The following is a 23779-nucleotide window of genomic DNA, read 5'->3' as shown; positions in this document are numbered from 1 at the left end:
AAATCTACAACAATTTCTATATTAAAAGATAAAAGGAATGTTTATGCAGTACGAAATATTGCCGCAAATCGATGAAAAGGTCTCTAAGATCTGTCTTGGCACGATGACTTGGGGTCAACAGAATGATGAGCACCAAGCACATGAACAGATGGATTTTGCCTTGAGCGAAGGGGTGAATTTTTGGGATACCGCTGAGATGTACCCTTCTCCGCCTGATAAAGATAAGCAAGGCGATACTGAACGGCACATGGGCACTTGGTTTGCCAAAACGGGACAGCGTGACAAAGTCATACTCGCCAGTAAAATATCCCCAATGAGCTTTTTACGTGATGGTGAAACGCGCTTTAGGGCGCAGCATATTAGTAGCGCCATCGATGGCAATCTTGAGCGTCTGCAAACGGATTATATCGATGTCTATCAGCTGCATTGGCCTGAGCGTCAAGCCAACTTTTTTGGTCAGCGCGGTTACTCTGAGGAGATGGCAGCGCAGTCGTTGGAGGATTTAACGCCATTTCTGGAAACGATTCAAGCGCTCAATGATGAGATTAAAAAAGGTCGTATTCGCGCTTATGGACTGTCTAACGACACTGCTTGGGGACTGATGCGATATTTATGGGAAGCGGATAAAAACGGCTTGATTGCGCCTATTACTGTGCAAAATCCGTATAGTCTATTAAACCGTCTTTATGAGGTCAATATGGCAGAGGTTGCCCATCGTGAAAACGTCGGCTTATTGGCTTACTCGCCCCTTGGCTTTGGCGTATTATCAGGTAAATATCTCAATGGCCAACGCCCTGCTGGTGCGAGGCTGACTAAGTATGATCGCTTTGAGCGTTATACTAACGAGCAGGCGATATCGGCAACGGAGCAGTATGCCAAAATCGCAAGCGACGCAGGTTTGGACATGGCGCAGATGGCCTTAGCTTTTGTCAATACGCGCTCGTTTGTGACTAGCAATATCATTGGCGCGACTAGTATAGAGCAGCTCAAGTCCAATATCGATAGCGTCGATGTGCATTTAAGCGATGAGGTATTAGCAGCTATCGAAGCGGTGCATACGCGTCAGCCAAATCCATCGCCATAGTTTATTTGTATAGAAGCTTGTGCATAGTAAAAAGCGCAAATCATTATCAATAATGATTTGCGCTTTTTTAATAACTTCTAAGTTAGCTGAAATTTTGTACTTTTTTACTTTAAAGCACAGATGCAGCAGTATTATTAGCATCCGTCAATACTCGCGCATGTAGCTCTTTTAGACCTTCATTCATGCGCTGCTGCAATAGATTGGTCAATTGGCTCTTATTATGGCCATTTGGATCTAGAGGCTCAAGCGGCAGCACGTATGCAGTAACCTGCCGGCTATCAAGCACTTTTTTTATGCTATCTTTCATCGTCAGCTTGCCATAGTACGGTAGCTCTTTGCTCAGCGCCCCGTCTTTATCAACATAAGCGATCACTATAGGCTGTACAGGTACATCAGAATCTATGGCCGCCTGCAAAAGTGTGCCATGGATACGTTTGACCTTAGTACCATCGGTGGTGGTCGCCTCCGGGAAAAAAATAACCGAATAGCCTTTGCTCAAAAAGCTAGCCATTTGTGTGGCGACTGATCCAACATCACCAGAGCCACGCTCAATAAAGACCGTACCGGCTGCTTGTGCAAGTTTGCCGAATACGGGCCATTCGCCAATCTCAGCTTTGGATAAAAAGAACGCTGGACTCACGCTACCAACTACGGGAATATCCATCCAAGACACGTGGTTGGATACCCACAATCCATGATGCTGTGGTACTGGCTCAACTTGGACGATCTTAACACCAAAAGAGCTTGCCATCTTACGACAGAATACTTGAATATAACGTGGCAGAGTCTCGCGTGGTGGCTCTCGAAAGGCACCAATACGCTGTGCTGTGCGCAAACCACCAGCGATCGTCGTCGTCATGCCCGCTATTTGCTTACCACGACCCAACTGTTTTCTGAGCGAAAACTTTGACTTAGATTGACCCATCTGTGCCTCTCATTATTAGATGATTTTATTCTATATAGATCATTCGATAGCAGCAATTTAGATGCTACTGATCTAAAGCACTGCGAAAACCGAAATTAGTATAACAAACTTTTATAAGTCAGTGATGATTTGTTCACTCAAATACGCACCGCTGTTTAACAGTTTTTATCAGCGGTCTAGGGTTAGAATAGCTGCAACAAAATGACAGATAATTAACCTTATAACCTTTAATATCAATTGATAAGACCCTATATAGTAGGATATCAAAACGCTAGTTGTCGTGAATCTTTTTATTATAAAAATTTACAATAATAATAGCGACTCATTTTAAATTAATCATATAGGTGATATTTTTTGGAATATTTTGGAAGATATGAAGGTGGCGAGCGTGCCATTTTAGTTCATTTAGACATCCGTCAAATTCAAGATCCTGATGACTTGGGTGAGTTTGAGCTGCTCGTAGACTCCGCTGGTGCACAGCGCGTAGAGCTAGTAACGGGTACACGCCAACGTCCCGACGCCAAATACTTTGTGGGTTCAGGTAAGGCGCAAGAAATTGCGGAATTGGTTAGCCAGCACGATGCTGACATCGTCATATTCAATCATAGTCTTTCGCCCTCACAAGAGCGTAACCTTGAGGCGATCGCTAAGTGCCGAGTGCTCGATCGTACTGGCTTAATTCTCGATATCTTTGCCCAGCGCGCGCGTACTTACGAAGGTAAGCTACAAGTTGAGCTGGCGCAGCTGAATCATCTATCGACGCGCTTAGTACGAGGTTGGACGCATTTGGAGCGTCAAAAAGGCGGTATCGGTCTACGTGGACCAGGTGAAACTCAGCTTGAGACCGATCGTCGTCTATTGCAAACGCGAGTGACTCAGCTCAAAACCAAGCTCGATAAGGTCCGTCAAACTCGGGCACAAGGGCGTGCGCGTCGACAAAAATCTGATGTCCCTACTATTTCACTGGTGGGTTATACCAATGCGGGCAAGTCAACGCTGTTCAATCGTTTGGTCGATGAGAATATTTATGCCGCTGATAAGCTGTTTGCCACGCTTGATCCCACGCTACGCCGCTTAGATTGGCAAGGAGTTGGTCGCGTCGTATTGGTCGATACCGTCGGTTTTGTACGCCATCTGCCACATGAGTTGGTTGAATCTTTCCATGCCACTTTAGAAGAAACGTTAGAGGCTGATTTACTATTGCATGTGATTGACTCTTCTAGCGAAGATATGCATGAGCAAATTCAAGCAGTCAAAGCGGTATTGGCTGAGATTGATAATGATGTACCTGTGCTCAATGTTTATAACAAGATCGACCTAACGGGTGAGTCTGCACATATCGGCTATGCGAATGAGGACGAGCCAAACCGCGTTTATGTCTCATCCAAAAACAACTTAGGCATGGAAGAGTTATCGCTAGCTGTACAACAGCTGATGATAGGTACCCTGACAACTTTTGACTTAACTTTACCTTATGATGCAGGTCATTTCAAAAACACCCTGTATGAGCTTGGTGTTATTCTGGAGGAGAGCTATGACGATAGCGGTCATGAATGCTTGACGGTGCGCTTGCCAAGCGAGCGCCTAACTCAGCTGCTAGGTCAGGCTAATATATTACCTAAAGATGTATTGCCTCTTGCGCAAGCCACTTTACTGATGCCCGTGCTCGAACCCTTTGAGATAGAGGATAACGAGGATGACGTCGAGCTAGATATCGGTGAAGATCTGACTTATGAGCAAATATTTGAGAGTGACTATGACTCAAATAGTAGTGTTAATGACGATGCTAATAACAATGTCGATGCTGACCTTAAAAGTCAGTAGCTTAGCTTATAGCAATATTAATAGCGCATAGGGTATATTGATTGGTTCAATATACCCATTTTTTATAGCTCAAAAAGTAAGCAAAAATGTAGCGGCATTTATTAATAATCCTTTTGGGTATATAATCAACCGCGTTAAAATTGCAAAACCAGTCGATTATTATTGGCGGATAACGCCAACTGATTGCACGCCATCTCACCTTCTATGGTCAAGGAATTTTAAAATTGCTACAAGACGACCGACCGCAGATAGTACAACCAGTACATTTAGGGTGGGCAACACCGTAGCGGTTTAAAAGTGCTCCGACTATATAACTCTTGCTATCGCAAGGATTTATTATGCCTTCCTCCTTTAAGCTACCTCCATGGTTAGCGATATTAGTGACATTGATCATGGTCGTTGCTGTGCGCGAATCGGCCGTTATCATCTGTCGCTCGTTCGGTATTGAGCAGGCGTCTAATGTCGTGGCTATGGTGGCGATGTTCTTGATATTAGTTATTTGGAGAATGACAAAAGGCTTACCTAAATGGTTGACCCGTGCCAGCAACGTGCTATTAGTCGATAGTGGCTTTGCCTTTTTGCCTGTATCAGCAGGGGCTGGCATTTTATTATTTGGGCTTGGTGATGAGCTGTGGGGCGTCATGCTAACGATGGCAATAAGTACTTTGATTCCCTTATGGGGACTTGCCATACTCGCCAATCGCTGGCTCAATAATGCAAAAAAAGGCAGCAATAAGCATGGATAATATTGTTGTAGCAACGGTTGCCGCTATTTTATTGACTTTGATAGCTCATGCTAGCTCGCGCATACTCGCCAGAAAACTAGCATGGATACCGATGGTCGTCACTGCCATGGGATTGGTCATTATATTTCTCTATATCGTGCGCTGGGATTATAATGATTACTATGACGTTGCAAAACCTGTGTTCGACCATCTACTAGGTTATGTCACGGTACTCCTCGCCATACCGCTTGCCGCGATGAGCTTTAAGGGCTTGCCTGTTAAAAAGCTCACCCTTATCGTACTGATGGCCAGCGTAATTGGTGCCCTACTGCCTATGGGCTTAGCTTATCTATTCTCTCTTAGCCATGATACGCTACTTGCTTTTGCTACGCGCTCAGTGACTACACCAATTGGCTTGAGCGTTGCCGACTTAATCAAAGCGCCACCAATTATGGTGAACTTAATCATTGTGGTTTCAGGTATTATGGGTGCCACTATGGCGCGCTTCTTATTTCGCGGTATCGAAGATGATCGCGCTAAAGGCCTAGCTTTAGGACTGGCGGCACACGCTTTTGGTACAGTAGAAGCTTGGCAGATTAGTCATACCGCAGGACGCTATGCTGCTTTTGGCCTAGCAGTAAATGGTTTAGTGACTGCTGTTTGGGTACCCCTGTTTATCAGTGCGCTCACTATTTCATAACCAGCAGTTATTAAATAGTTGATTATGGTTTGTGACAAATGGTTATAAATCATAAGGATAAGTCTGTAATCGAATGTAGCTAAAAGTAAATTTATGTTATAGTAACTATTGTCCACGTACGTTCAATATTTATAATTTTATTAAAAGTGACTTTTTATGACAAAAATTAAGCGTTCATTTAGCCGCTCTTTGTTATCAATATTAACTGCCAGCATAGTAATAGTTACTTTGAGTGCTAGCGCTCATGCAGGCGAGATGTATATCTATAAAAGCAAAACGGGACAAGCGCTGCTCACCAACGTTAGTAAGCCGAGCGGCAGCTTTGAGCAGTTTAATAAAAAAGTTAAAACGACTTATTATAAAAGCAGCAACGACTACGATACTAATAGCAACAGCAACTATGGCAGCAATAACTACGGTAGTAGCGCTGCTAGTAAGAGTGGTACTCGCAACGCCTATGATAGCTATATTACTGCCTCAGCAGCACGTCACGGTGTTGATCCTGCCCTTATGAAAGCGATGATGCACACTGAATCCGCGTTCAATCCCAATGCCCGTTCGCCCGTTGGCGCCCAAGGATTAATGCAGCTTATGCCAGCTACGGCTAGACGATTTAAAGTCAGTAATGCTTGGAATCCAGCAGAAAACATCGAAGGCTCTGCAAAATACATCGCCTGGCTTATGAAACGCTTTAATAATAATGTTGAGTTTGCTATTGCAGGTTACAATGCGGGTGAAGGTAACGTTGATAAATACAACGGTATCCCTCCCTTTAAAGAAACACGCAACTACGTCAAAAGTGTCATGAGTCGTTACCACAGTCTCTATAAAAATGATTCTGGACTATTCGCGAGCAATACCAGCTCAAATAACAGCTTCAACAATGCCAGCATGCAAAACATCAGTTATGGTACTAGTAATAATAGCAATAGTGCCAGCTATATCAATTCAGCTTACGACGCGCTACGCTAGAACGCTTTTAACTTGAAATAAATCTTACAGACAAAAAAAGCCCGTTAGTTAACTAACGGGCTTTTCATTGACTAAAATTAATGCAAAATTCGAACTTACTTATTAGCTAACGCTTGCGTTGCAGCAACTTCAGCAGCAAAATCTTCTTGCTTTTTCTCAATGCCTTCGCCAACTTCTAAACGTTTAAAGCCAAGCACTTTTACGCCTTCAGCTTTTAGTACGTCGCCGACTTTTTTGTCATTGTCCATAACGTATGGCTGACGTAATAAAGTCACTTCGTCTAGGTATTTGCGCAAGCCACCTTCGATCATTTTTTCAACGATATTATCAGGCTTGCCAGACTCTTTTGCTTTCGCTTCGATGATGTCTTTTTCACGCGCTAATACGTCAGCGGCGACATCTTCATCATCTACCGCTACAGGGTTGAACGCTGCGATATGCATGGCAAGGTTTTTGCCAGTATCTGCACTGCCGCCTTCAAAAGATACGACTACACCGATACGTAAACCATGACGGTATGCAGCAATGTTGTCACCTTCTAGAGTTTCAACACGGCGGATCTGAATGTTTTCACCGATTTTTTGTACCAAAGATACACGAGCTTCTTCAACGCTTTGACCATCGCCATAAGCCAATGCAGAGATAGCCGCAACATCAGTGGTGTTATTCTCTAGCGCTATGTTAGCTACTTTCTCAGCAAAAGCGGTAAAGCTATCGTCTTTGGCTACAAAGTCAGTTTGGCAATTAATTTCTACTAAGAATGCTTTTTTGTCGCCTTGAGCGATAATGATAGCGCCATCAGCTGCGATATTACCTGCTTTTTTAGCGGCTTTCGCTTGACCTGATTTACGTAGATTATCAATGGCCGTTTCGACATCGCCATTTGACTCTTCTAAAGCTTTTTTACATTCCATCATGCCAAGACCAGTACGGTCACGCAATTCTTTTACCATTTTGGCGGATACTTTTACTTCTGTCATAAGAGATACCTTATTAGTTGGTGTGAGGTACTACAAATTCTTTTAAGCTTAGCAGCAACAAGGCATGACGAGTAAAACTACATCATGCCTTTTATACTTATCATTAATAATATAGGGATGACAGTGAATAATTATCAAAGCATCCCTTTATAGCGCTAAATATTATTCAGCTTTTGCTTCTGGTGCTGCTACAACTGGCGTTTCTACCGCTGAGGTGTCAACTTGAGCTGGTGCTTCTTCAGTAGCAGGTGCTTCTTGCTCAGCTGCTTGATCTGCTTTATTACCAGCTTGAGTCTGTGCGTACTCTTTACCTGCAATGATAGCATCAGCCATAGCCGTTACGTATAAAGTCACTGCGCGAATAGCATCATCGTTTGCTGGGATAACATAATCAACGTTATCAGGGTTTGAGTTAGTATCAACGATACCGATAACTGGAATACCAAGGTTTTTGGCTTCTTTAATAGCGATAGCTTCGTGATCAACGTCAACAACAAAGATTGCGTCTGGTAAACCGCCCATATCCTTGATACCGCCTAACGAGCGTTCAAGTTTTTCCATATCGCGAGTACGCTCTAGCGCTTCACGTTTGGTAAGCTTAGCAAAGGTGCCGTCTTCTGCTTGTTTTTCAAGCTCTTTTAGACGAGTGATCGACTGGCGTAGTGTTTTCCAGTTAGTCAACATACCACCTAACCAGCGATGGTCAACATATGGCATGCCAGCACGAGCTGCTTGCTCACGAATGACGCCACTTGCCGCGCGCTTAGTACCAACAAATAATACTTTGTTTTTCTTAGCGGCTAAGCCGTTTACATAGTTGAGCGCTTCGTTAAAAGCTTTTACAGTGTGCTCTAAGTTAATGATGTGAATTTTGTTACGCGCACCAAAGATGTAAGGACCCATTTTTGGGTTCCAAAAGCGAGTTTGGTGACCAAAGTGAGCGCCAGCTTGTAATAAGTCGCGCATTGGCATTTTGGTTGGGTTTTCTGTAGCCATGATAAATATCCTAGTGGTTGGGTTATGCCTCCACATCACAAAAACTGCCTATCTAGCAACACGCATTTGCTGACAGTGTGAGCATAAATTATGCCAGACTGTACCGCTGCAAATTAATCAAGTCGCCAAACACCCAGCAATTTTTTGCCATGATGTGTGTGTCATTGGTTGGTTTATAAAAATGAGTCATTATTTATGCTAATAACTCAAAGTAATAGCGCTAAAAATTAGCTGCGCTGTATTTTATCATAAAACATGCTTGCACTACTAGCCTTATTACCATGCTTGTAAGCCGCTATTCGATGCTGAGCTTTTGTGCTTAGTATTCATTTTTGCGCTAATTTTACTCATTATCATTTGAGTTATTCGGCATCATCCAAATTTAAGTTACGATCAATCTGCCAGATCAGATAGCAGCCAAGGCTCATTAAGACAAACATCGCAGTGCCAATCTTGAGTACGGGATTCACTGGGAATATATTCAACAACAGCCCACCAAATATACCTACTGAGAACATCAGTGAGCCTTGCAAGGCGCTTGCCATACCCGCTCGACGCTTTTGAAAAGCTAGTGCAATAGCCGATGCATTCGGCTGAGTAAGGCCAAGACCTGCAATACAGAAGAAAATACAGGCTAATACTACGGGTAGCCAAGCATCTACCCCAAAGATAAGCCCAATGGTAAAAAGTGCCCCAGCAGAGATAACCTGCATCATCGCACCAAAACGCAAAATACTAAGAATGCGAAAACGGTTGGTCAGCCATTGATTAAGCTGAGTCAAACCCACAAATCCCGCCGCATTCAGACCAAATATCCAGCCAAAATGGGTTGCCGATATGCCATAGGTATCCATGATCAGCTCAGAGGCGGCGCTAATATAAACGAACATCGCACCCATCAATAAACCGCCACCGATCGCAGGATAATTAAAGGTTGGGTCTTTAAGTAGATCCCAGTATTGGCTCAATACTTCTTTGGCAGGGCGAATATTGCGATTTTCTTCTGTTAGCGTTTCAAAGAAAAAGAACTTAGTCAGTAATAGATTAAGGGCGCCAAAAGCGGCTAAGAACCAAAAGATAGAGTGCCAATCAAAGAAACGTAAAAATACTGCGCCAAGCGAGGGCGCGAGTATCGGCGCTAAACCCATCACTAAAATCATAATAGAAAAGGCTTTAGCGGTTTGCCGAGCGGTTAAACGATCTCGGATCGCCGCTCGAGTCACGACGGCACCAACACAAGCCCCTAACGCTTGCACTGTACGTCCTGCAAATAACACATACTCATTGTTGGTAGTGGCGCATACTATCGAGGCGATGATATATAAAGTCATGCCAAAATATAAAGGCTTAACGCGACCTACCCGATCACTAAACGGGCCATAAAACAGCTGACCAAACACTAGCCCGATGAAGTAGGCAGGTACTGAGTTTGCCATAAAAGCGGTTGAGACCCCAAAGCTATCCGCCATTGCAGGAAGTGCAGGCAGATACATATCAATGGATAATGGCCCGACGGCGACAATCAGCCCGAGCATCATAATCCAAGCAACAGGCAGCTCCGCTGAGCGTACTCTGGTTGGTGTAGCCGTTTGAGAAGATAGATTGAATTTTGGAGCAGACATAACAGAACCGTTTAATATAAGAATATTATTTGGGCGCAAACCAGTAAGTTTTGCGCATAAACAACTAGACTCTGTTATATCGTACTGTCTATCGTTATTTCAATAGGTTTAAGAGATTAAAGAAACAACCCCTCAACAATAATAAGTTTTAAGACCTTATTTTGAGAACCTATTTTAAGACTCTATTTTAAGAAATTATCATAAAACTTACACTTAGCGAAATTGACGCTTCGCAAATTCAGTTGTAGCGATTTTGGCTTTTTTAAGCGCCAGCTTGCGATTGCGCCCTAGCATCAGCTTCATCTGCCATACCTTCTCTCTATAGAGCGTCAGTGCTGACTGCTGGTACATAGCGTTGACGATACGTTTACTAGCTAATACCGCATCAGGTGAGCGCTGCACTAATTCTTGCGCTAAGGCTTGCGCTTGAATCAGTGGCGTATCATGACAATGGCTGACTAATCCTAACGCACAAGCTTGCTCCCCATCAAGCATACGTGCCGTCATTGCCAATTCTTTTAATACATCGGCAGGTACGACGCCCAATGCCGATTGAGTCAACCCCATATCGGGCACCAGTCCCCACTTAGCCTCCATAATAGACAGCTGACAATCAGGATGACTGATACGGATATCACAAGCCAGCGCCAGCTGCATCCCTGCGCCAATACAATGCCCTTCTAGTACGGCAATGACAGGAATGGGTAGCTCACGCCAGACTAGGCACACGCGCTGAAACGAGCTTTGCCAAGGTTTTATAAGCTCCCATAACGCGTAAGCTTGGTTCGATGGATTATTCAAATCACCCAAATCTATTCCTGCACAAAAAGTGCCTCCAACGCCATTGAGGATAACGGCGCGTAAGGTTTTATCTTTGCTGATATGTCCAGCTACCGCGATAAGCTCTTTGACGACTTCAAAGCTCATGGCGTTTTTTTTGTGCGGACGATTTAGGGTAACCGTCAAGATGTTTGCGCTTACAGCGACTTGTAGAGTCCGATATTCATAAGAGGCGACTGCGTGCATAGTAATCCTTAGCTTTATAATAAATAATTAACAACACTTTCAAAGTGCTACAAAAACTGTCGTCAATCATAACAGGCAGTCGGCTCATCAGTCCTAGCAATAACTGACCCTGCATTCAACTTTCAAAAATGATTTTGGTACCAGTTATCAATTATAGATACTAAATCATTTTCCAATTCATATCATTCTCATTTAATCGGTGATAATTCAGCTGTTCATAAGAAGATAAATCTAAGGTTTGCAGAGTTATCAGCGCTTGTAGTAACACTTCATAATAGGGTTTTAGCATGGCAAACTGAGCGGGTGTCGTATGTTGTAAATTAAGCAAGCACTTATCCTCTAAGTCTTGGCTGGTCTGCCGTAGCTGTGGCACACCTGTATAACGACTAGCACCTAAAATACGATGCGCAATTTGTGCCAGCTCCTGACGATCACGCATCTGCCATGCTTGCGATAAAGCCTCTTTTTCATCAGCGATAGTATCAAGCATCATAATAATCAGTTTAGCCGCAAGATCAGGCTTATTTGCGGCACGGACTAACGCATCATCCCAATTCAAAATATCTAATTGGTTCTCTAGTCCTGCTTCTGTACTATCGAAGGTATTAGCTATTACTTCATCTTCTAGCCCATCTATTGAATCAATATTTTGTAATAGTGGTTCCTGATTTTCCACTATTTGCATGTCTAACGAATGGTCTTGATTGTCATACAACTGACTATTGTTAGACTGGCTATTCTTTAATTGGCTATCTTTTAACTGATTGTCCTTTGAGCTGTCTTTTAAGTTGCTTTTTAAATAGTCATCACGTATTTTTTTTAATGATAGTGGCCGAACCATTCGTTTATTAGCCTGTATTACCGTATCTTTGGCACTGGTCGCCATGCTGGTATCGCTACTTTTTTTATCGACAATCCTTCTACTGAGCCCACTCCTATTGGCATAAGCATCATCACCCCTAGAATCACTATCAGTATCACTATCTATAGCTAAGCTGTGCTCAAGTGCTTGAGCAGGTGGTGCGATATCAGTAGCATTTATTATTGTCGAAGGTGTATTATCAGCACGACCCAGCCACTTTTGCAGCACTTGTAGCAACTGCGGCTGACTAATAGGCTTGCCTACGTAATCATCAATACCACTGGCAAGGAGCTTGTCACGTTCATCAGCGAGCCCGTGCGCTGTCAAAGCGATGATAGGAACATGGTCATCAGCATGCTCTATTTTGCGGATTTGCTCGGCTGCTGCGCGACCTGACATACGTGGCATTTGGATATCCATAAATATTAGCTTAATCTGCGCTTTATCTTCTGTATCAATTGCTTGCGTATTTAGCTTGTCTTTATTCACTTTGGCACGCGTTTCGGCTTTGGCTATTTGCGTTTTGTTGGATAAGCTTTGTGGCTTAGGTTGCAATTGAGACTGGGATTTTGCGCTCTTCTCTCTTTTACTTTGCTGCTGAGTGATGATTTCAATCGCTTCAAAACCACTACTGGCAGTGATTACAGTGATACCCAGCTCACTTAGTAGCGCATCTAATACAAGTAGATTCGGCAGGTGGTCATCCACTGCTAGCACTGTGACACCCTGCCATATAGGCAGCTGCTCTTTGACAGATACTGTCTTTTTCTGAGTATCTAGCATCGCGTAAAGCTGGCGTTTATCGAGTGGCTCATACAATATATTGGCGTGATAGCGATTCAACAAAGCTTGATCGGCGGCGACTTGATAGCCAAATACGGCCAATTTGCCTTGATAATGCAAGCGAATCTGTTTGAGGAGCGCCATCATGTCATCTTGGGTATCATTATCGACGATCACCCAATCCCAATGGTTGCCATGCTCTTTTAGTGATTCGAGCACCCCTGGCAATGAATTGGCTTGAGTCAGCTTGATAGGTAGATTTTGCAAACTGGCTTTGAGCACTTGTCTAGAGGCATTATGATTGATCCAAACCAATACATGGAACTCATCTTTTGCGCCCGCTAAGGGTTGCAAGATAGGTGGCGCAATTGTCTGCCCTGTTATTGCAGTCGATACCTCAATATGAGCTGGCATCCGAAACCAAAACGTCGCGCCCTGCTTAGCGATATTCTCTTGGGCGTTATCATAAAAACCTATGTCACCGCCCATCAATCGGGTTAACTGCTTGGAGATGACTAACCCTAGACCCGTACCGCCATACTGCCGAGTAATCGAAGGGTCGCCCTGACTAAAGCTTTGAAATAGCATTTTTTGATCGGCAAGCGAGATACCTTTACCGCTATCTTGTACGCTTATCATCAGGTAATTATCCTGATGGTCATCTAAGCTTACTCTTACCACCACGCCACCACTATCTGTGAACTTGATTGCGTTACCGACGATATTGGTCAGAATTTGTTTGAGCCGTAATGCATCACCATTAATTCGCATGGGCACATCGTTGTAAAATAATACTGCGGTACGCAAACCCTTCTCGGCAGAAACTGGTGAGAGCATATCGACCACATCATAAATAGTGTCATATAGATCGAACTCATGACGATCAAGGAGCAGTTTCCCCGCTTCAATTTTGGAAAAATCTAACACATCATTGACGAGCGCTAATAGATGCGCTGAAGATTTACGGATGGTTTGGACGTATAAGTCTTGCTCGGAGCTCAGCTCACCATGACGCGCCAGCAAATTAATAAAGCCATCGATACTGTTCAAAGGTGTACGTAGCTCATGACTGATATTGGCTAAGAATGCTGACTTGGCTTGACTGGTTGAGATTGCGGCATCGCGTGCATTACGAATAGAGATGTTCTGCATCTCCATTTCATCAAAAGCTAAGCGCAAGTCATCTTCGGTCTGCTCAGCGTGATTTTGAAGCTCTTGAAAGCTTGAGTGCAAGCGGCGAAGGGTTTTGACGAGATCTTGTTGTAATAGATTGAGCTCACCATTAGACTCAACAGGGATAGGCTTGTATAAATTATCAACATGGGTACGCTGTAGCTGCAAGCGCAGCTCATAAATAGGGGCAATCCAGCGTTTGGCATATATATTAAGGCTGAGCAACAAAATCAAAATAGTAAACAAGCCAGTAATCGCGAGCGCCATAGCGATACGGTAGCGAGCGATATATAGCGGCTCATTATCCATGTCGATCAGCAGCCATAGTCGCTGACCGTCAAACTCGCCTAATATACTGCCATAAGCACTACCGATAGGCGTCGGCTGTTTGGATAAAAACCCTTGCGTAGTATCTATGATAGGCCAGCTCTCATCAACGCCAAAACCGACCGTTGCTAGCACCTGATTATTTTCATTAATGATCGCGATACGCTGAATATGCTGCTCAGACTGCATTCGGCTAAGTTTATCGCGAATGGTAACTAAAGTAGTCATCGCGCCTTGAGTCGCTGCCTCATTATCGCTCCCAGAAGCAGCGCTTGTAATACTTGATTGTAGCGATGGCGAGTCAATTACCTCTAAATTTTTCTCTGAGAGTATAGGAGACTTAGAAAAGCTACTTTGCTTAACAGGTGCTAATAGGCTTGGCTGTTGATTAACAGGAATACTAGACTCAAGCGCCGCTCTTTTTGCTGATTCAATAGCATTAATCATACTTTGAACGTTTTGAGTGTTATCGATTGACTGATGGCTTTCTTGCTCAAGTAGCGTTGGTATCAGCTCTGTTACCATAGGCTTATAACGTATCAATACCGCCTCTGCTAACGCCTTTTGCTCAGAATTACTGGCACGCATAGTCTCATAGAAGACTAAGATACCGCCTACTGCTGCCAGCAGACATATCGGCACAAACACCAATATAATCAGTTGACCATAAGCACTACTGGTATCAAAACGTTTTTTATATGCCATGCTAAGCTGAATCCTTATTCACAATGGAGCTATTAGCGTTAGAAAATGAACGCTGGAGTTATTTTACCAGTAAGCTGGTGCTGGAGGGTGTCGAATAAGTATTATATATCTCAATACATGTCACTCATTATGGTTACGAATCGTTGCTGTAGAGCTGGGCGCAGCCAAAAACAAGATGATATAATAAATCTTTATGTTTTAGGCTCTACTAGCTTAAGCTCTACAACCTTGAGCTTGTATTTGCTACTTATCTTTTAATATTCGCTATTCTATAATAATTAAGGATGCCTTATGTCGTCTACGGCTATATCAAACGCTAACTTTATCACCCAAACCACAAGCCTTGCCGACGTTATTGGTCAGACGCCTTTAGTCAAGCTACATCGTTTACCTGAGCAGGAAAATGTCAATAATGGCGCGCAGCTGTTAGCTAAGCTTGAAGGCAATAATCCCGCAGGATCAGTCAAAGATCGCCCTGCTTTTAATATGATCTATCAGGCCGAGCAGCGCGGTGATATCGCCCCTGGTGATACTTTGATTGAAGCGACTAGTGGTAATACGGGTATTGCTTTGGCGATGGTTGCCGCGATGCGTGGTTATCCGATAATACTGCTGATGCCGACCAACTCCACTCAAGAGCGTAAAGATGCCATGCTAGCTTACGGCGCCACTTTGATTGAAGTTGATGAAGGCATGGAAGTGGCGCGCGATATGGCACTACAGATGCAGGCGGACGGCAAAGGTATCGTGCTCGATCAGTTCAATAACCCTGATAACAGCCAAGCGCATTATCTCACCACAGGTCCTGAGCTGTGGCAACAAACGGACGGTAAAATCACTCACTTCATCAGCTCTATGGGCACCACAGGTACGATCACTGGGGTCTCGCGATATCTTAAAGAGCAAAACCCAGCGGTGCAGATTATTGGTCTACAACCCGATGAAGAGGCTTCTATCGCGGGCATTCGTCGCTGGCCTGCCGCTTATATGCCTGGCATTTTTGAGGCAGATTTAGTTGATGAGACCATGGATATTGATCAAACTATTGCAGAGGTCTATATGCGTAAACTGGCAAAGTCTGAAGGTATCTTTGCAGGAGTCTCCTCAGGCGCAGCGACTTGGGCAGCTATTGAGATTGCTAAAGCTAACCCTGACGCGGTTATTGCCTTTATTGTCTGTGATCGTGGTGATCGTTATCTATCGACAGGGCTTTATAATATCGATGACGACAATGTCAGCTAGACAATAGAGTCTGTTGAAAAGTTAAAAGTGTTTCAGTCATCATAATGAGAGCTACTTATGCCCCATGCACTACCTACTAGTCCTGTTTTAGTTTTTGATATAGAAACCATTGCCGATATCGATGGCGCGCGGCGTATTTATCCGCAATTGGCCAAGCTCAATGATGCCGATACGTTGAGCGCTTTGACTGCTATTCGTACGCAAGAGGCAGGCCATGACTTCATGCGTTTGCCGCTACAGCGTATCGTCTGTATATCAGCGCTCTACATCAAAGATGGTCAGTTTTCACTGTTTTCTTTGACCGCTGATAAATTTAGTGAGAAAGAAATTCTAGCTAAATTTTTCCGTGCCTTTAGCGATGTCGAAAAACTACCACAATTGGTCAGCTGGAACGGTTCAGGTTTTGATATTCCCGTGTTGATCTATCGGGCTATGCAGTATGATTTAGCCGCGCCATGGCTATTCGAAGAAGGCGAGCGTATAAAAAACATGCGTTTTGATAATTATGTCAATCGTTTTCAGACTCGTCATCTTGATCTAATGGATAGGTTTAGCCAATACGGTGCCAGTCGCCGTGAGGCGATGGATGTCGTCGCTAGCCTCTATGGCTTACCTGGCAAAACGGATGTCGATGGTAGTATGGTCGGTGCCTTGGTTGCCGATGATGATTGGCAAACGCTATCGATATATTGTGAATCTGATGTGATGAATACTTGGCTGATCTATCTGCGCTGGCTGCGTCTGACTGGTAAGTTATCCTCACCTTCGTTTGATCATTGGCAACAGCAAAGTATAGATTATCTAAAGAGCTTTACCCAAGCCGATGGTAATGTCCGTCATCAAGACTTTTTAGCGGATTGGTCATCAAAACCAGCGCTGTAAGTGCAGATAAAACTATAGCCGACATTTCAATGGCAACTATACTTACTATGGTTGCCATTTTTTAGTTGATAGCAACTCATACGTTACTAGCTTTATATGTTAAAATTGCACTCATTCTAATTCCTTTATATTATTCATTTTATAGGCAGGTTTATGCAACCCACCGACTCAGACTCTAACGTGACTATTAACGCAACGACTGATGCTATTGCGCAAACCAATAGTAGCCAAATTACCGTAGCACCTAGTAAGAAAAAGTCAAAACCTTCATCTAAAGTACGCCGTCGCCTCAAGGATGCTGAGCCACTACCCTTCAAAATTGACAAGCTATCTCATGATGGTCGAGGGGTGGCAAATTATGGTGACGGCTTTGGTATTGATGATGGTCATGCTGAGGACAAACACGGTAAAAAAGTATTCGTTAGCTTTGCACTACCAGGTGAGAGCGTCGAAGTAAAAATTACCAATAGCCGTGCCAGCTTTGAAGAAGGCGATGCGATAAAAATCATGGCCGACCCCAACCCCGAACGCACCACACCGCCTTGCCCACACTTTGGCATTTGTGGCGGCTGTAACTTACAGCATTGGCAACCAGAGGCGCAAATCAGCTTTAAGCAGTCAGTGCTCGCTGAAATGTTGTTACATCAAGCCAATATCGCACCTGAGACTTGGCTTACTCCTGTAGTCGGTGATCGTCTCGGCTATCGCACTAAGGCTCGACTGGGTGTCCGTTATGTCGCCAAGAAGCAGACAGCGTTAGTTGGCTTTCGTGAGCGTTCAAGTAACTTTTTGGCAGCGCTTAACGAGTGTCATATTTTAGATCCGCGCATAGGTTTTGAGATTGAAAACCTAAAAGCATTAATTAGCACGCTCGATGCTCGTGATAAAATCGCTCAACTTGAGCTGGCGATGGGTGAATATATCCCAGAGTTGCCCGATGGCGATCAGCCTGTGGCATTGATTGTGCGTAACTTAGAACCTTTATCTGATGCTGACTTAGATAAACTCAAAGTCTTTTTTGCCGCGCGTCATTGGCAGTTGTATCTACAATCAAAAGGTGTCGATAGTATTGAGCGCATTGCTCTACAGCCTAATGACGATATGAGCCAACAATTTGGTCGTCTATATTATCAGCTGCCAGAGTACGACTTAACCTTTGAATTTATCCCAACTGACTTCACCCAAGTCAATTTATCGGTAAATCGACAAATGACCAAGTTGGCTTGTGACTTATTAGACCTAAAGCCAGGTGAGCGAGTTCTAGATTTATTCAGTGGACTAGGTAACTTTAGTTTGCCATTAGCACGGTTGGTTGGCGCAACAGGAAAAGTTATTGGGGTTGAAGGTAGCGAAGCGATGACGCTGAGAGCGGCTGACAATGCCCGCCGTAATGGCATTCACAATACTGAATTTTATAGCCAAGATTTAACGCAAGATTGCACAGATAAGCCATGGGCTAATCAAGGCTTTGATGCGCTATTAATTGATCCGCCGCGCTCTGGTGCTTGGGATATTATGCAGTATCTACCAAAATTTAATGCCCAGCGCATTGTTTATGTCTCTTGTAATCCAGCAACCCTAGCCCGCGATACTAAAGCTCTACTTGAGCAAGGCTATCGCTTAACGCATGCAGGGGTTATGGATATGTTCTGTCATACAGGCCATGTGGAGTCTATAGCTCGCTTTGAAAAAGTATAAGCTCAAAAATAGCAGAAAATAGATAATCCGTGTTCTAAGTCATACCTTCAATTTAATCATGAGCATAAAAAGCCAGCTACTTGCTAATTAAAGTGAATTTTACAGGTAATAGATTCCTATTGTCTGTAAAACTCACAACAGTAATAAAGTGTAGCTGTTTTAACATTAAGAATTATCAGGACTGTTGGACGATTTCGAAATACTGTTAAAGATTATAATAAAGATCTATTAAAAACGATTAATGTTTATTAATATTTTTAAAGTTACTATTATAACGCCAATTATTACAGATCCTTGCTTGTACTGAGATTATGAGATGACATAATGTTAGAGATAAGAATTATTAAATTAAACTGTATATCTTGATACTAATAGTTTTGGTAAATACAATATTGATAAACGCTTTGCGAGTTGTTGGGTTTATATAGCTATAAATATTTAATAGGAGTCAACTATGGTAAAGATCCGTGAGGGATTGCCATTAATGGATGGGCAAACCACTGAGACTGATAGCGCCTCACTAGCAGCGCAGCTGGTTGCCAGTCAACGTTCTCACAAGTCCGCCAATAGTTATGCCCAAATCCCACTAGATATCAAAAAGCAACTGACCACTCATAAGTTGCATACCACTTTTGATCGCTCAGAGCGTCATGCTTATCATAGTCATAACCCTAAACTTAACGAGAAATATGTCAATAATAATCTAGATAACCTAGCCTCGCCTACAGATATTTTCGAAGATATTGACTTAGATCATGCCAATATTGATGTGCCGATGTGGCTGGATAATGTGGCTAGACGCATTGGACAAGAGTCGGTTCCTAACTTGACAATCGCTTGTGAATTTATTCGCAATCGTATGAACACTAGTGAATCTGAGCGCTCTGGTGCTTATGTCACAGGTATCGGTATGACTGACATTTTGACATATCTGTATCAAGACGAAGATGCGCTAGTCGCCGCTATGATCTATCGTAGCGCTCGTGAGTCGCTCATTAGCTTAGCCGATATCCAAAAAAACTTTGGCACTGATATAAGCAACTTGGTCAAAGACGCTTTGGCTATGGGTAAGTTGTCCGCTATTATAGAGAGCAATAAGCGCTTAGAGGATCACTTTGCCAATAATCAACGTGATCAGTTATCAAATATTTATAGCATGCTTATATCTGTCACTAACGATGTCCGTGTGGTATTGATCAAGATGGCTGATCGTACCTTTGCCATGCGTGAGCTGTCGTTTTCTAATGAAGAGCGCCAGCAGCGCGTAGCCCGTGAAGTGATGACGATTTATGCGCCCCTTGCTCATCGCTTGGGTATTGCACAACTCAAATGGGAACTAGAGGATTTAGCCTTTCGCCACTTGGCTCCTGATCGCTATAAGGAAATAGCCAAATTACTATCAGAAAAGCGTAGCGAGCGTGAGGACTATATTCAGCGCGTCGAGCATCAGCTGAGTACAGCTTTGGCGGCTGCTGACATTGTCGCTGAAGTCTCTGGACGTGTTAAACATATTTATTCTATCTATCGCAAGATGAAGCTAAAAGGTCTATCTTTTGATCAGCTTTACGATATTAGGGCGCTACGCGTATTAGTGGACGATCCTTCAGAGTGCTATCACGCATTAGGGTTAGTACATGGTCTATGGCGTTATATTCCTGAGCAGTTCGATGATTATATTACTAACCCTAAAGCCAATGGTTACCGCTCACTACATACCGCTGTTATCGCTGAAAAAAAGTCGCTTGAGGTGCAAATACGTACTCATACAATGCACTTTGAGGCTGAGCTCGGTATGTGTGCTCATGTCAACTATAAAGAGGGCTTGAAAAATAAAAAAGATAACTATCTCAATCAACGCATCAGCTCATTGCGTCAACTGCTATCTATTAATAATCAAACTCGTACTGCTTTAGCCAGTGGTAATGACCTTGATAACAGCGATATATTAGAGCTTGATGAAGAAGAACAAACCGTTGACTTTGATGAGCTTGAGCGAATTTATATCTTCAGTCGTGATGGCGATATTACTGAGCTGCCAAAGGGTGCAACAGTACTTGATTTTGCCTATTACGTGCATACACAGGTGGGCAATAGCGCGCAAGCGGCACGGGTGAACCAGCGCTACGTGCCACTGACCTACCAGCTCAAAACGGGCGAACAAGTAGAGATCATCACCAAATCTTCACGCGAGCCTAATCGGGACTGGCTGGTGGCATCCCTAGGCTATATTCATACCAATAGAGCCCGCTCAAAGCTACGCCAATGGTTTAATAAACAAGATCGCGATAAAAATATCGAGATTGGACGACAGATGCTTGGCCGTGAGTTGGAGCGCTTGTCTGTACACCCTAACAGTATCGATCTAAATGACTACTTGCAGTTTTTTAATGTCAATAGCACTGAAGATATTGTCGTCGGTCTGGTCACAGGTGAGATTGGGATTAATCAACTCACCAATCATATCTCTCGACAGCTGCATTTAGAGCCTGAAAAGGAGATTGATGACTATACGCCGAGTGTTGATCCCAAGGCTACTGGCAAGCTTGACGCTTATAAAATCTGTATCGACGGGCTGGATAATATAGAGATTAATTTGGCAGGCTGTTGTCACCCTGTGCATGGTGAGCCGATATCAGGCTATATTACTCTATCGCGTGGTGTGAGCATTCATAATCGCGGCTGTGCTGAATATGTACGCTTAATTGAGCGTGACCCAGAGCGCGAGATTAGTGCCGCTTGGAAGTCAAAGTCTGGTCGCTATCAGCCTGTCGATATCCATGTAGAAGCTTATGATCGGCGCGGTCTATTGCGGGATTTGACCCAAGTAATCGATAAAGAAAACGTCAATATTCGCCAAGTACAAACCTCGAGTACTGATGATAATATTGCCTTTTTAAAGTTTCATATTGAAGTTTCAGGATTGGCGCATTTATCTAAGTTATTGGCGAAGCTTGAGCAGCAACCTGGCATTCTGCATGCGCGCCGTGCTGTGGTTTAATAAGCTCATAAGCTAGACATTATTATATCAACCGTTTACTTCTATCTGTACAATATTAAATTTTACTATTATAAAGCTTTAAGATTATGCCTGAGCTACCCGAAGTTGAAACCACTAAAGCCAGTCTTGCGCCTATATTAGGACAGCAAGTCAATAAAGTACAAGTATTCCAGCCAAAACTGCGCTGGCGAATGCCTGACGATTTGTCAGAACTGGTTGGTTATGCTTTACATAGCGTTAAGCGCCGTGCTAAGTATTTAATCCTAACTTTTTTACCTACTACACAGCTTACTGGTAAAAAAGACGGTGCCATTAAAGAAAACGAGCCAATTGAGCAAAATACTGTATCATTACAGCGTCAGTTGATAATGCATTTGGGAATGTCAGGGAGCCTGCAACAATATCCTATCGATACCGATAAGCGCAAACATGACCATCTTATTATCACTTTTAACGATATCACAGGCAAACAGACTCAACTACACTACCATGATCCAAGACGTTTTGGCGCCGTGCTATGGCATGCCGACTATAGTGCTAAATTACTGGATCATCTAGGGCCTGAGCCTTTATCAAATAAGTTTGATGCTGATTATTTGTATCACTTGATACAACGTACAGCCGATAATATTCAGCCCTTAAAGAGTGAAGCTATTTCCGATACCTCTACCAATAAAATGCAAGATAAAAAGATAGCCAAACGTCCTATTGCCCGAGCGATCAAGTCAGTCATTATGGAGCAGCAGGTGGTGGTTGGTGTCGGTAATATTTATGCCACTGAGAGTCTTTATTTGGCAGGTATCCATCCAGCGACGCCAGCTCATCAATTAAATTATAAGCAAATCGTTATATTAATTGATCATGTTAAGACAATTCTAAGCAAAGCCATTGAGCTTGGCGGCTCAACCTTGCGTGACTTTACCGTTGCTAGCGGTCAGACAGGCTATTTTCAACAAACCTTAAATGTCTATGGTAAGCAGGGCGAGTGTTGTCCAAGCTGTAAATCTGAGCTTGAGAACCTTAAAATTAACGGTAGAGCTAGCGTTTACTGCCCACTATGTCAGCCGTTATAAACTTCCTAATAGCAGAATACTATTTAAATACCGGTTAAGTACTAGTAACGTCATCGTAGTGATGTTATTTATATTGCTTATCAGCGCTCATCTTGCTTTAATAGAAGATACTATTAAAATCTGTTCAACAGATTCTAAACCCGTTTTTTGCTACTTTTTTTAATAAGCCTTGGAATATTGTCATGACTACTAACGTTAGCCTGCGCTCTATTAAGCGTAACCTTCTCACCACTATTATTAGTGTCAGTTGCGTCATGGCTATAATACAGCCTGCTAGCGCTGCCATAGAAATTGATGAGAGCGACTTTGGTCCCTCTTATGGCACTATGGTAGCGGACACAGTTGTTGGCAAGCCGTTGCAACTGGTGACGGCTATTGCTGGCACTGCAGCATATGTAGTCAGCTTGCCTTTTTCATTAATAGGAGGTAACGCAGATCAGGCACAACAAAAGCTATTCGTAGAGCCTTGGGATGCCATGTCACGCTGCTTAGGGTGCACCGTTGCTGAGGATAACTATTATAAGTCGCAAGTAGTCAACGATAACGTAGTACGTATCGTGGTCGATCAGCCCTCAGAGATTTTTATCAATACTAATGACTATGTGGTAGTAAATCCACAATAGCTATTGCCAGTAATAATTGCTGATGATAAGCGTTTTAAAGCAAAAAGCTGATTTATTAAATCAGCTTTTTTCATACTTGGTTCATAATGAAAATGTTTTATTTAGTTAGCTGATTTTTACCAAGCTTGTCACTAATTTCACGCAGCAAGACGATTTCTTCAGCTATGGCATCGGGTACGGCTGGTTGCTGTCGGCGTAAGCGATTGACAGACTTGACCATCATAAAGATAATAAACGCTAAGATGATAAAATTAATGAGTACGGTGATAAAGTTACCGTAAGCCAGTACTGGGATACCAGCAGCCTTTAAGCTGGCATAGTTTCTTACCATGCCCTCTGGTATGTCTCCTAATACAACAAACATATTAGTGAAGTTCAGCTCACCACCGAATATCATCGCCACAATTGGCATAATGATGTCTTCTACTAATGACGTGGTAATCGTAGCAAAAGCGCCACCGATAATGACACCCACTGCCAAGTCCATCACGTTGCCTTTTAAAGCAAACTCTTTAAACTCATCTATCATGCTCATTTCATATACTCGTTATTGTAAACA

18 protein-coding genes are annotated in these 23779 nt (G+C 43.2%); 11 read left to right on the top strand and 7 right to left on the bottom strand.

What is annotated here, in order from left to right:
* Positions 1-43 precede the first annotated feature (43 nt).
* Positions 44-1084, top strand: a complete 1041-nt coding sequence (locus Q9G97_RS02245) for an aldo/keto reductase (RefSeq protein ID WP_305899560.1) — start codon at positions 44-46, stop codon at positions 1082-1084.
* 109 nt (positions 1085-1193) lie between these two features.
* On the opposite strand, the gene Q9G97_RS02240 is transcribed toward Q9G97_RS02245, so the two are convergent.
* Positions 1194-2009, bottom strand: coding sequence for a 1-acyl-sn-glycerol-3-phosphate acyltransferase (locus Q9G97_RS02240; RefSeq protein WP_305899559.1), 816 nt, complete (start codon positions 2007-2009; stop codon positions 1194-1196).
* Positions 2010-2363: 354 nt separating this feature from the next.
* Here Q9G97_RS02240 and hflX point away from each other — a divergent pair, with 354 nt between their 5' ends.
* The 4 genes from hflX (at position 2364) to Q9G97_RS02220 (ending at position 6230) form a co-directional block, all read left to right on the top strand.
* Positions 2364-3833: a ribosome rescue GTPase HflX gene (gene hflX / locus Q9G97_RS02235; protein WP_305899558.1), complete on the top strand. Its 1470-nt coding sequence runs from the start codon at positions 2364-2366 to the stop codon at positions 3831-3833.
* Positions 3834-4171: 338 nt separating this feature from the next.
* Positions 4172-4579 (top strand): CidA/LrgA family protein, encoded by a 408-nt coding sequence (locus Q9G97_RS02230; RefSeq protein WP_305899557.1) that lies wholly within the window; start codon positions 4172-4174, stop codon positions 4577-4579.
* Positions 4572-5258, top strand: a complete 687-nt coding sequence (locus Q9G97_RS02225) for an LrgB family protein (protein ID WP_227680336.1) — start codon at positions 4572-4574, stop codon at positions 5256-5258. The genes Q9G97_RS02230 and Q9G97_RS02225 overlap by 8 nt, the downstream gene beginning before the upstream one ends.
* 156 nt (positions 5259-5414) lie before the next feature.
* The gene (locus Q9G97_RS02220; RefSeq protein WP_305899556.1) at positions 5415-6230 is read left to right on the top strand and encodes a lytic transglycosylase domain-containing protein; all 816 of its coding nucleotides are present in this window, start codon (positions 5415-5417) and stop codon (positions 6228-6230) included.
* Between the two features lie 95 nt (positions 6231-6325).
* Here Q9G97_RS02220 and tsf read toward each other — a convergent pair whose 3' ends face one another.
* The 5 genes from tsf to Q9G97_RS02195 all read right to left on the bottom strand — a co-directional run bounded on the left by tsf (position 6326) and on the right by Q9G97_RS02195 (position 14704).
* A complete protein-coding gene (gene tsf / locus Q9G97_RS02215; protein WP_305899555.1) occupies positions 6326-7210 on the bottom strand; it encodes a translation elongation factor Ts in 885 nt (294 codons plus the stop codon).
* Between the two features lie 162 nt (positions 7211-7372).
* A complete protein-coding gene (rpsB, locus tag Q9G97_RS02210; protein ID WP_201571550.1) occupies positions 7373-8206 on the bottom strand; it encodes a 30S ribosomal protein S2 in 834 nt (277 codons plus the stop codon).
* Between the two features lie 362 nt (positions 8207-8568).
* Entirely contained in the window at positions 8569-9828 is a 1260-nt protein-coding gene (locus Q9G97_RS02205; RefSeq protein ID WP_371747901.1) for a multidrug effflux MFS transporter, read from the bottom strand.
* Between the two features lie 213 nt (positions 9829-10041).
* Entirely contained in the window at positions 10042-10854 is an 813-nt protein-coding gene (locus Q9G97_RS02200) for a crotonase/enoyl-CoA hydratase family protein (protein WP_305899554.1), read from the bottom strand.
* Positions 10855-11014: 160 nt separating this feature from the next.
* Positions 11015-14704 (bottom strand): ATP-binding protein, encoded by a 3690-nt coding sequence (locus tag Q9G97_RS02195; RefSeq protein WP_371747900.1) that lies wholly within the window; start codon positions 14702-14704, stop codon positions 11015-11017.
* 291 nt (positions 14705-14995) lie between these two features.
* Between Q9G97_RS02195 and cysM the strand changes: the two genes are divergently transcribed.
* From cysM to Q9G97_RS02165, 6 genes are all read left to right on the top strand, one after another.
* On the top strand, positions 14996-15946 hold the full coding sequence (cysM, locus tag Q9G97_RS02190; RefSeq protein ID WP_305899553.1) for a cysteine synthase CysM: 951 nt from the start codon (positions 14996-14998) through the stop codon (positions 15944-15946).
* Positions 15947-16003: 57 nt separating this feature from the next.
* The gene (locus tag Q9G97_RS02185; protein WP_305899552.1) at positions 16004-16828 is read left to right on the top strand and encodes a 3'-5' exonuclease; all 825 of its coding nucleotides are present in this window, start codon (positions 16004-16006) and stop codon (positions 16826-16828) included.
* 153 nt (positions 16829-16981) lie between these two features.
* Entirely contained in the window at positions 16982-18526 is a 1545-nt protein-coding gene (gene rlmD / locus Q9G97_RS02180) for a 23S rRNA (uracil(1939)-C(5))-methyltransferase RlmD (RefSeq protein WP_201571540.1), read from the top strand.
* Positions 18527-18980: 454 nt separating this feature from the next.
* Positions 18981-21524: a bifunctional (p)ppGpp synthetase/guanosine-3',5'-bis(diphosphate) 3'-pyrophosphohydrolase gene (locus Q9G97_RS02175; protein ID WP_305899551.1), complete on the top strand. Its 2544-nt coding sequence runs from the start codon at positions 18981-18983 to the stop codon at positions 21522-21524.
* An 86-nt stretch (positions 21525-21610) separates the two neighbouring features.
* Positions 21611-22597 carry a bifunctional DNA-formamidopyrimidine glycosylase/DNA-(apurinic or apyrimidinic site) lyase gene (mutM, locus tag Q9G97_RS02170; protein ID WP_305899550.1) on the top strand — a complete coding sequence of 329 codons (987 nt, stop codon included), beginning with the start codon at positions 21611-21613 and terminating at the stop codon, positions 22595-22597.
* 182 nt (positions 22598-22779) lie between these two features.
* Positions 22780-23220 carry a hypothetical protein gene (locus tag Q9G97_RS02165; RefSeq protein ID WP_305899549.1) on the top strand — a complete coding sequence of 147 codons (441 nt, stop codon included), beginning with the start codon at positions 22780-22782 and terminating at the stop codon, positions 23218-23220.
* Positions 23221-23317: 97 nt separating this feature from the next.
* Here the strand turns inward: Q9G97_RS02165 and mscL are convergent, their stop codons facing one another.
* Positions 23318-23755: a large conductance mechanosensitive channel protein MscL gene (gene mscL / locus Q9G97_RS02160; protein ID WP_201571518.1), complete on the bottom strand. Its 438-nt coding sequence runs from the start codon at positions 23753-23755 to the stop codon at positions 23318-23320.
* Positions 23756-23779: the final 24 nt, after the last annotated feature.

The organism is Psychrobacter sp. M13 (genome assembly GCF_030718935.1).
In the GTDB taxonomy this organism is placed as follows: Bacteria; Pseudomonadota; Gammaproteobacteria; order Pseudomonadales; family Moraxellaceae; genus Psychrobacter; species Psychrobacter immobilis_G.
This window is presented reverse-complemented; position numbering and strand designations above follow the sequence as displayed.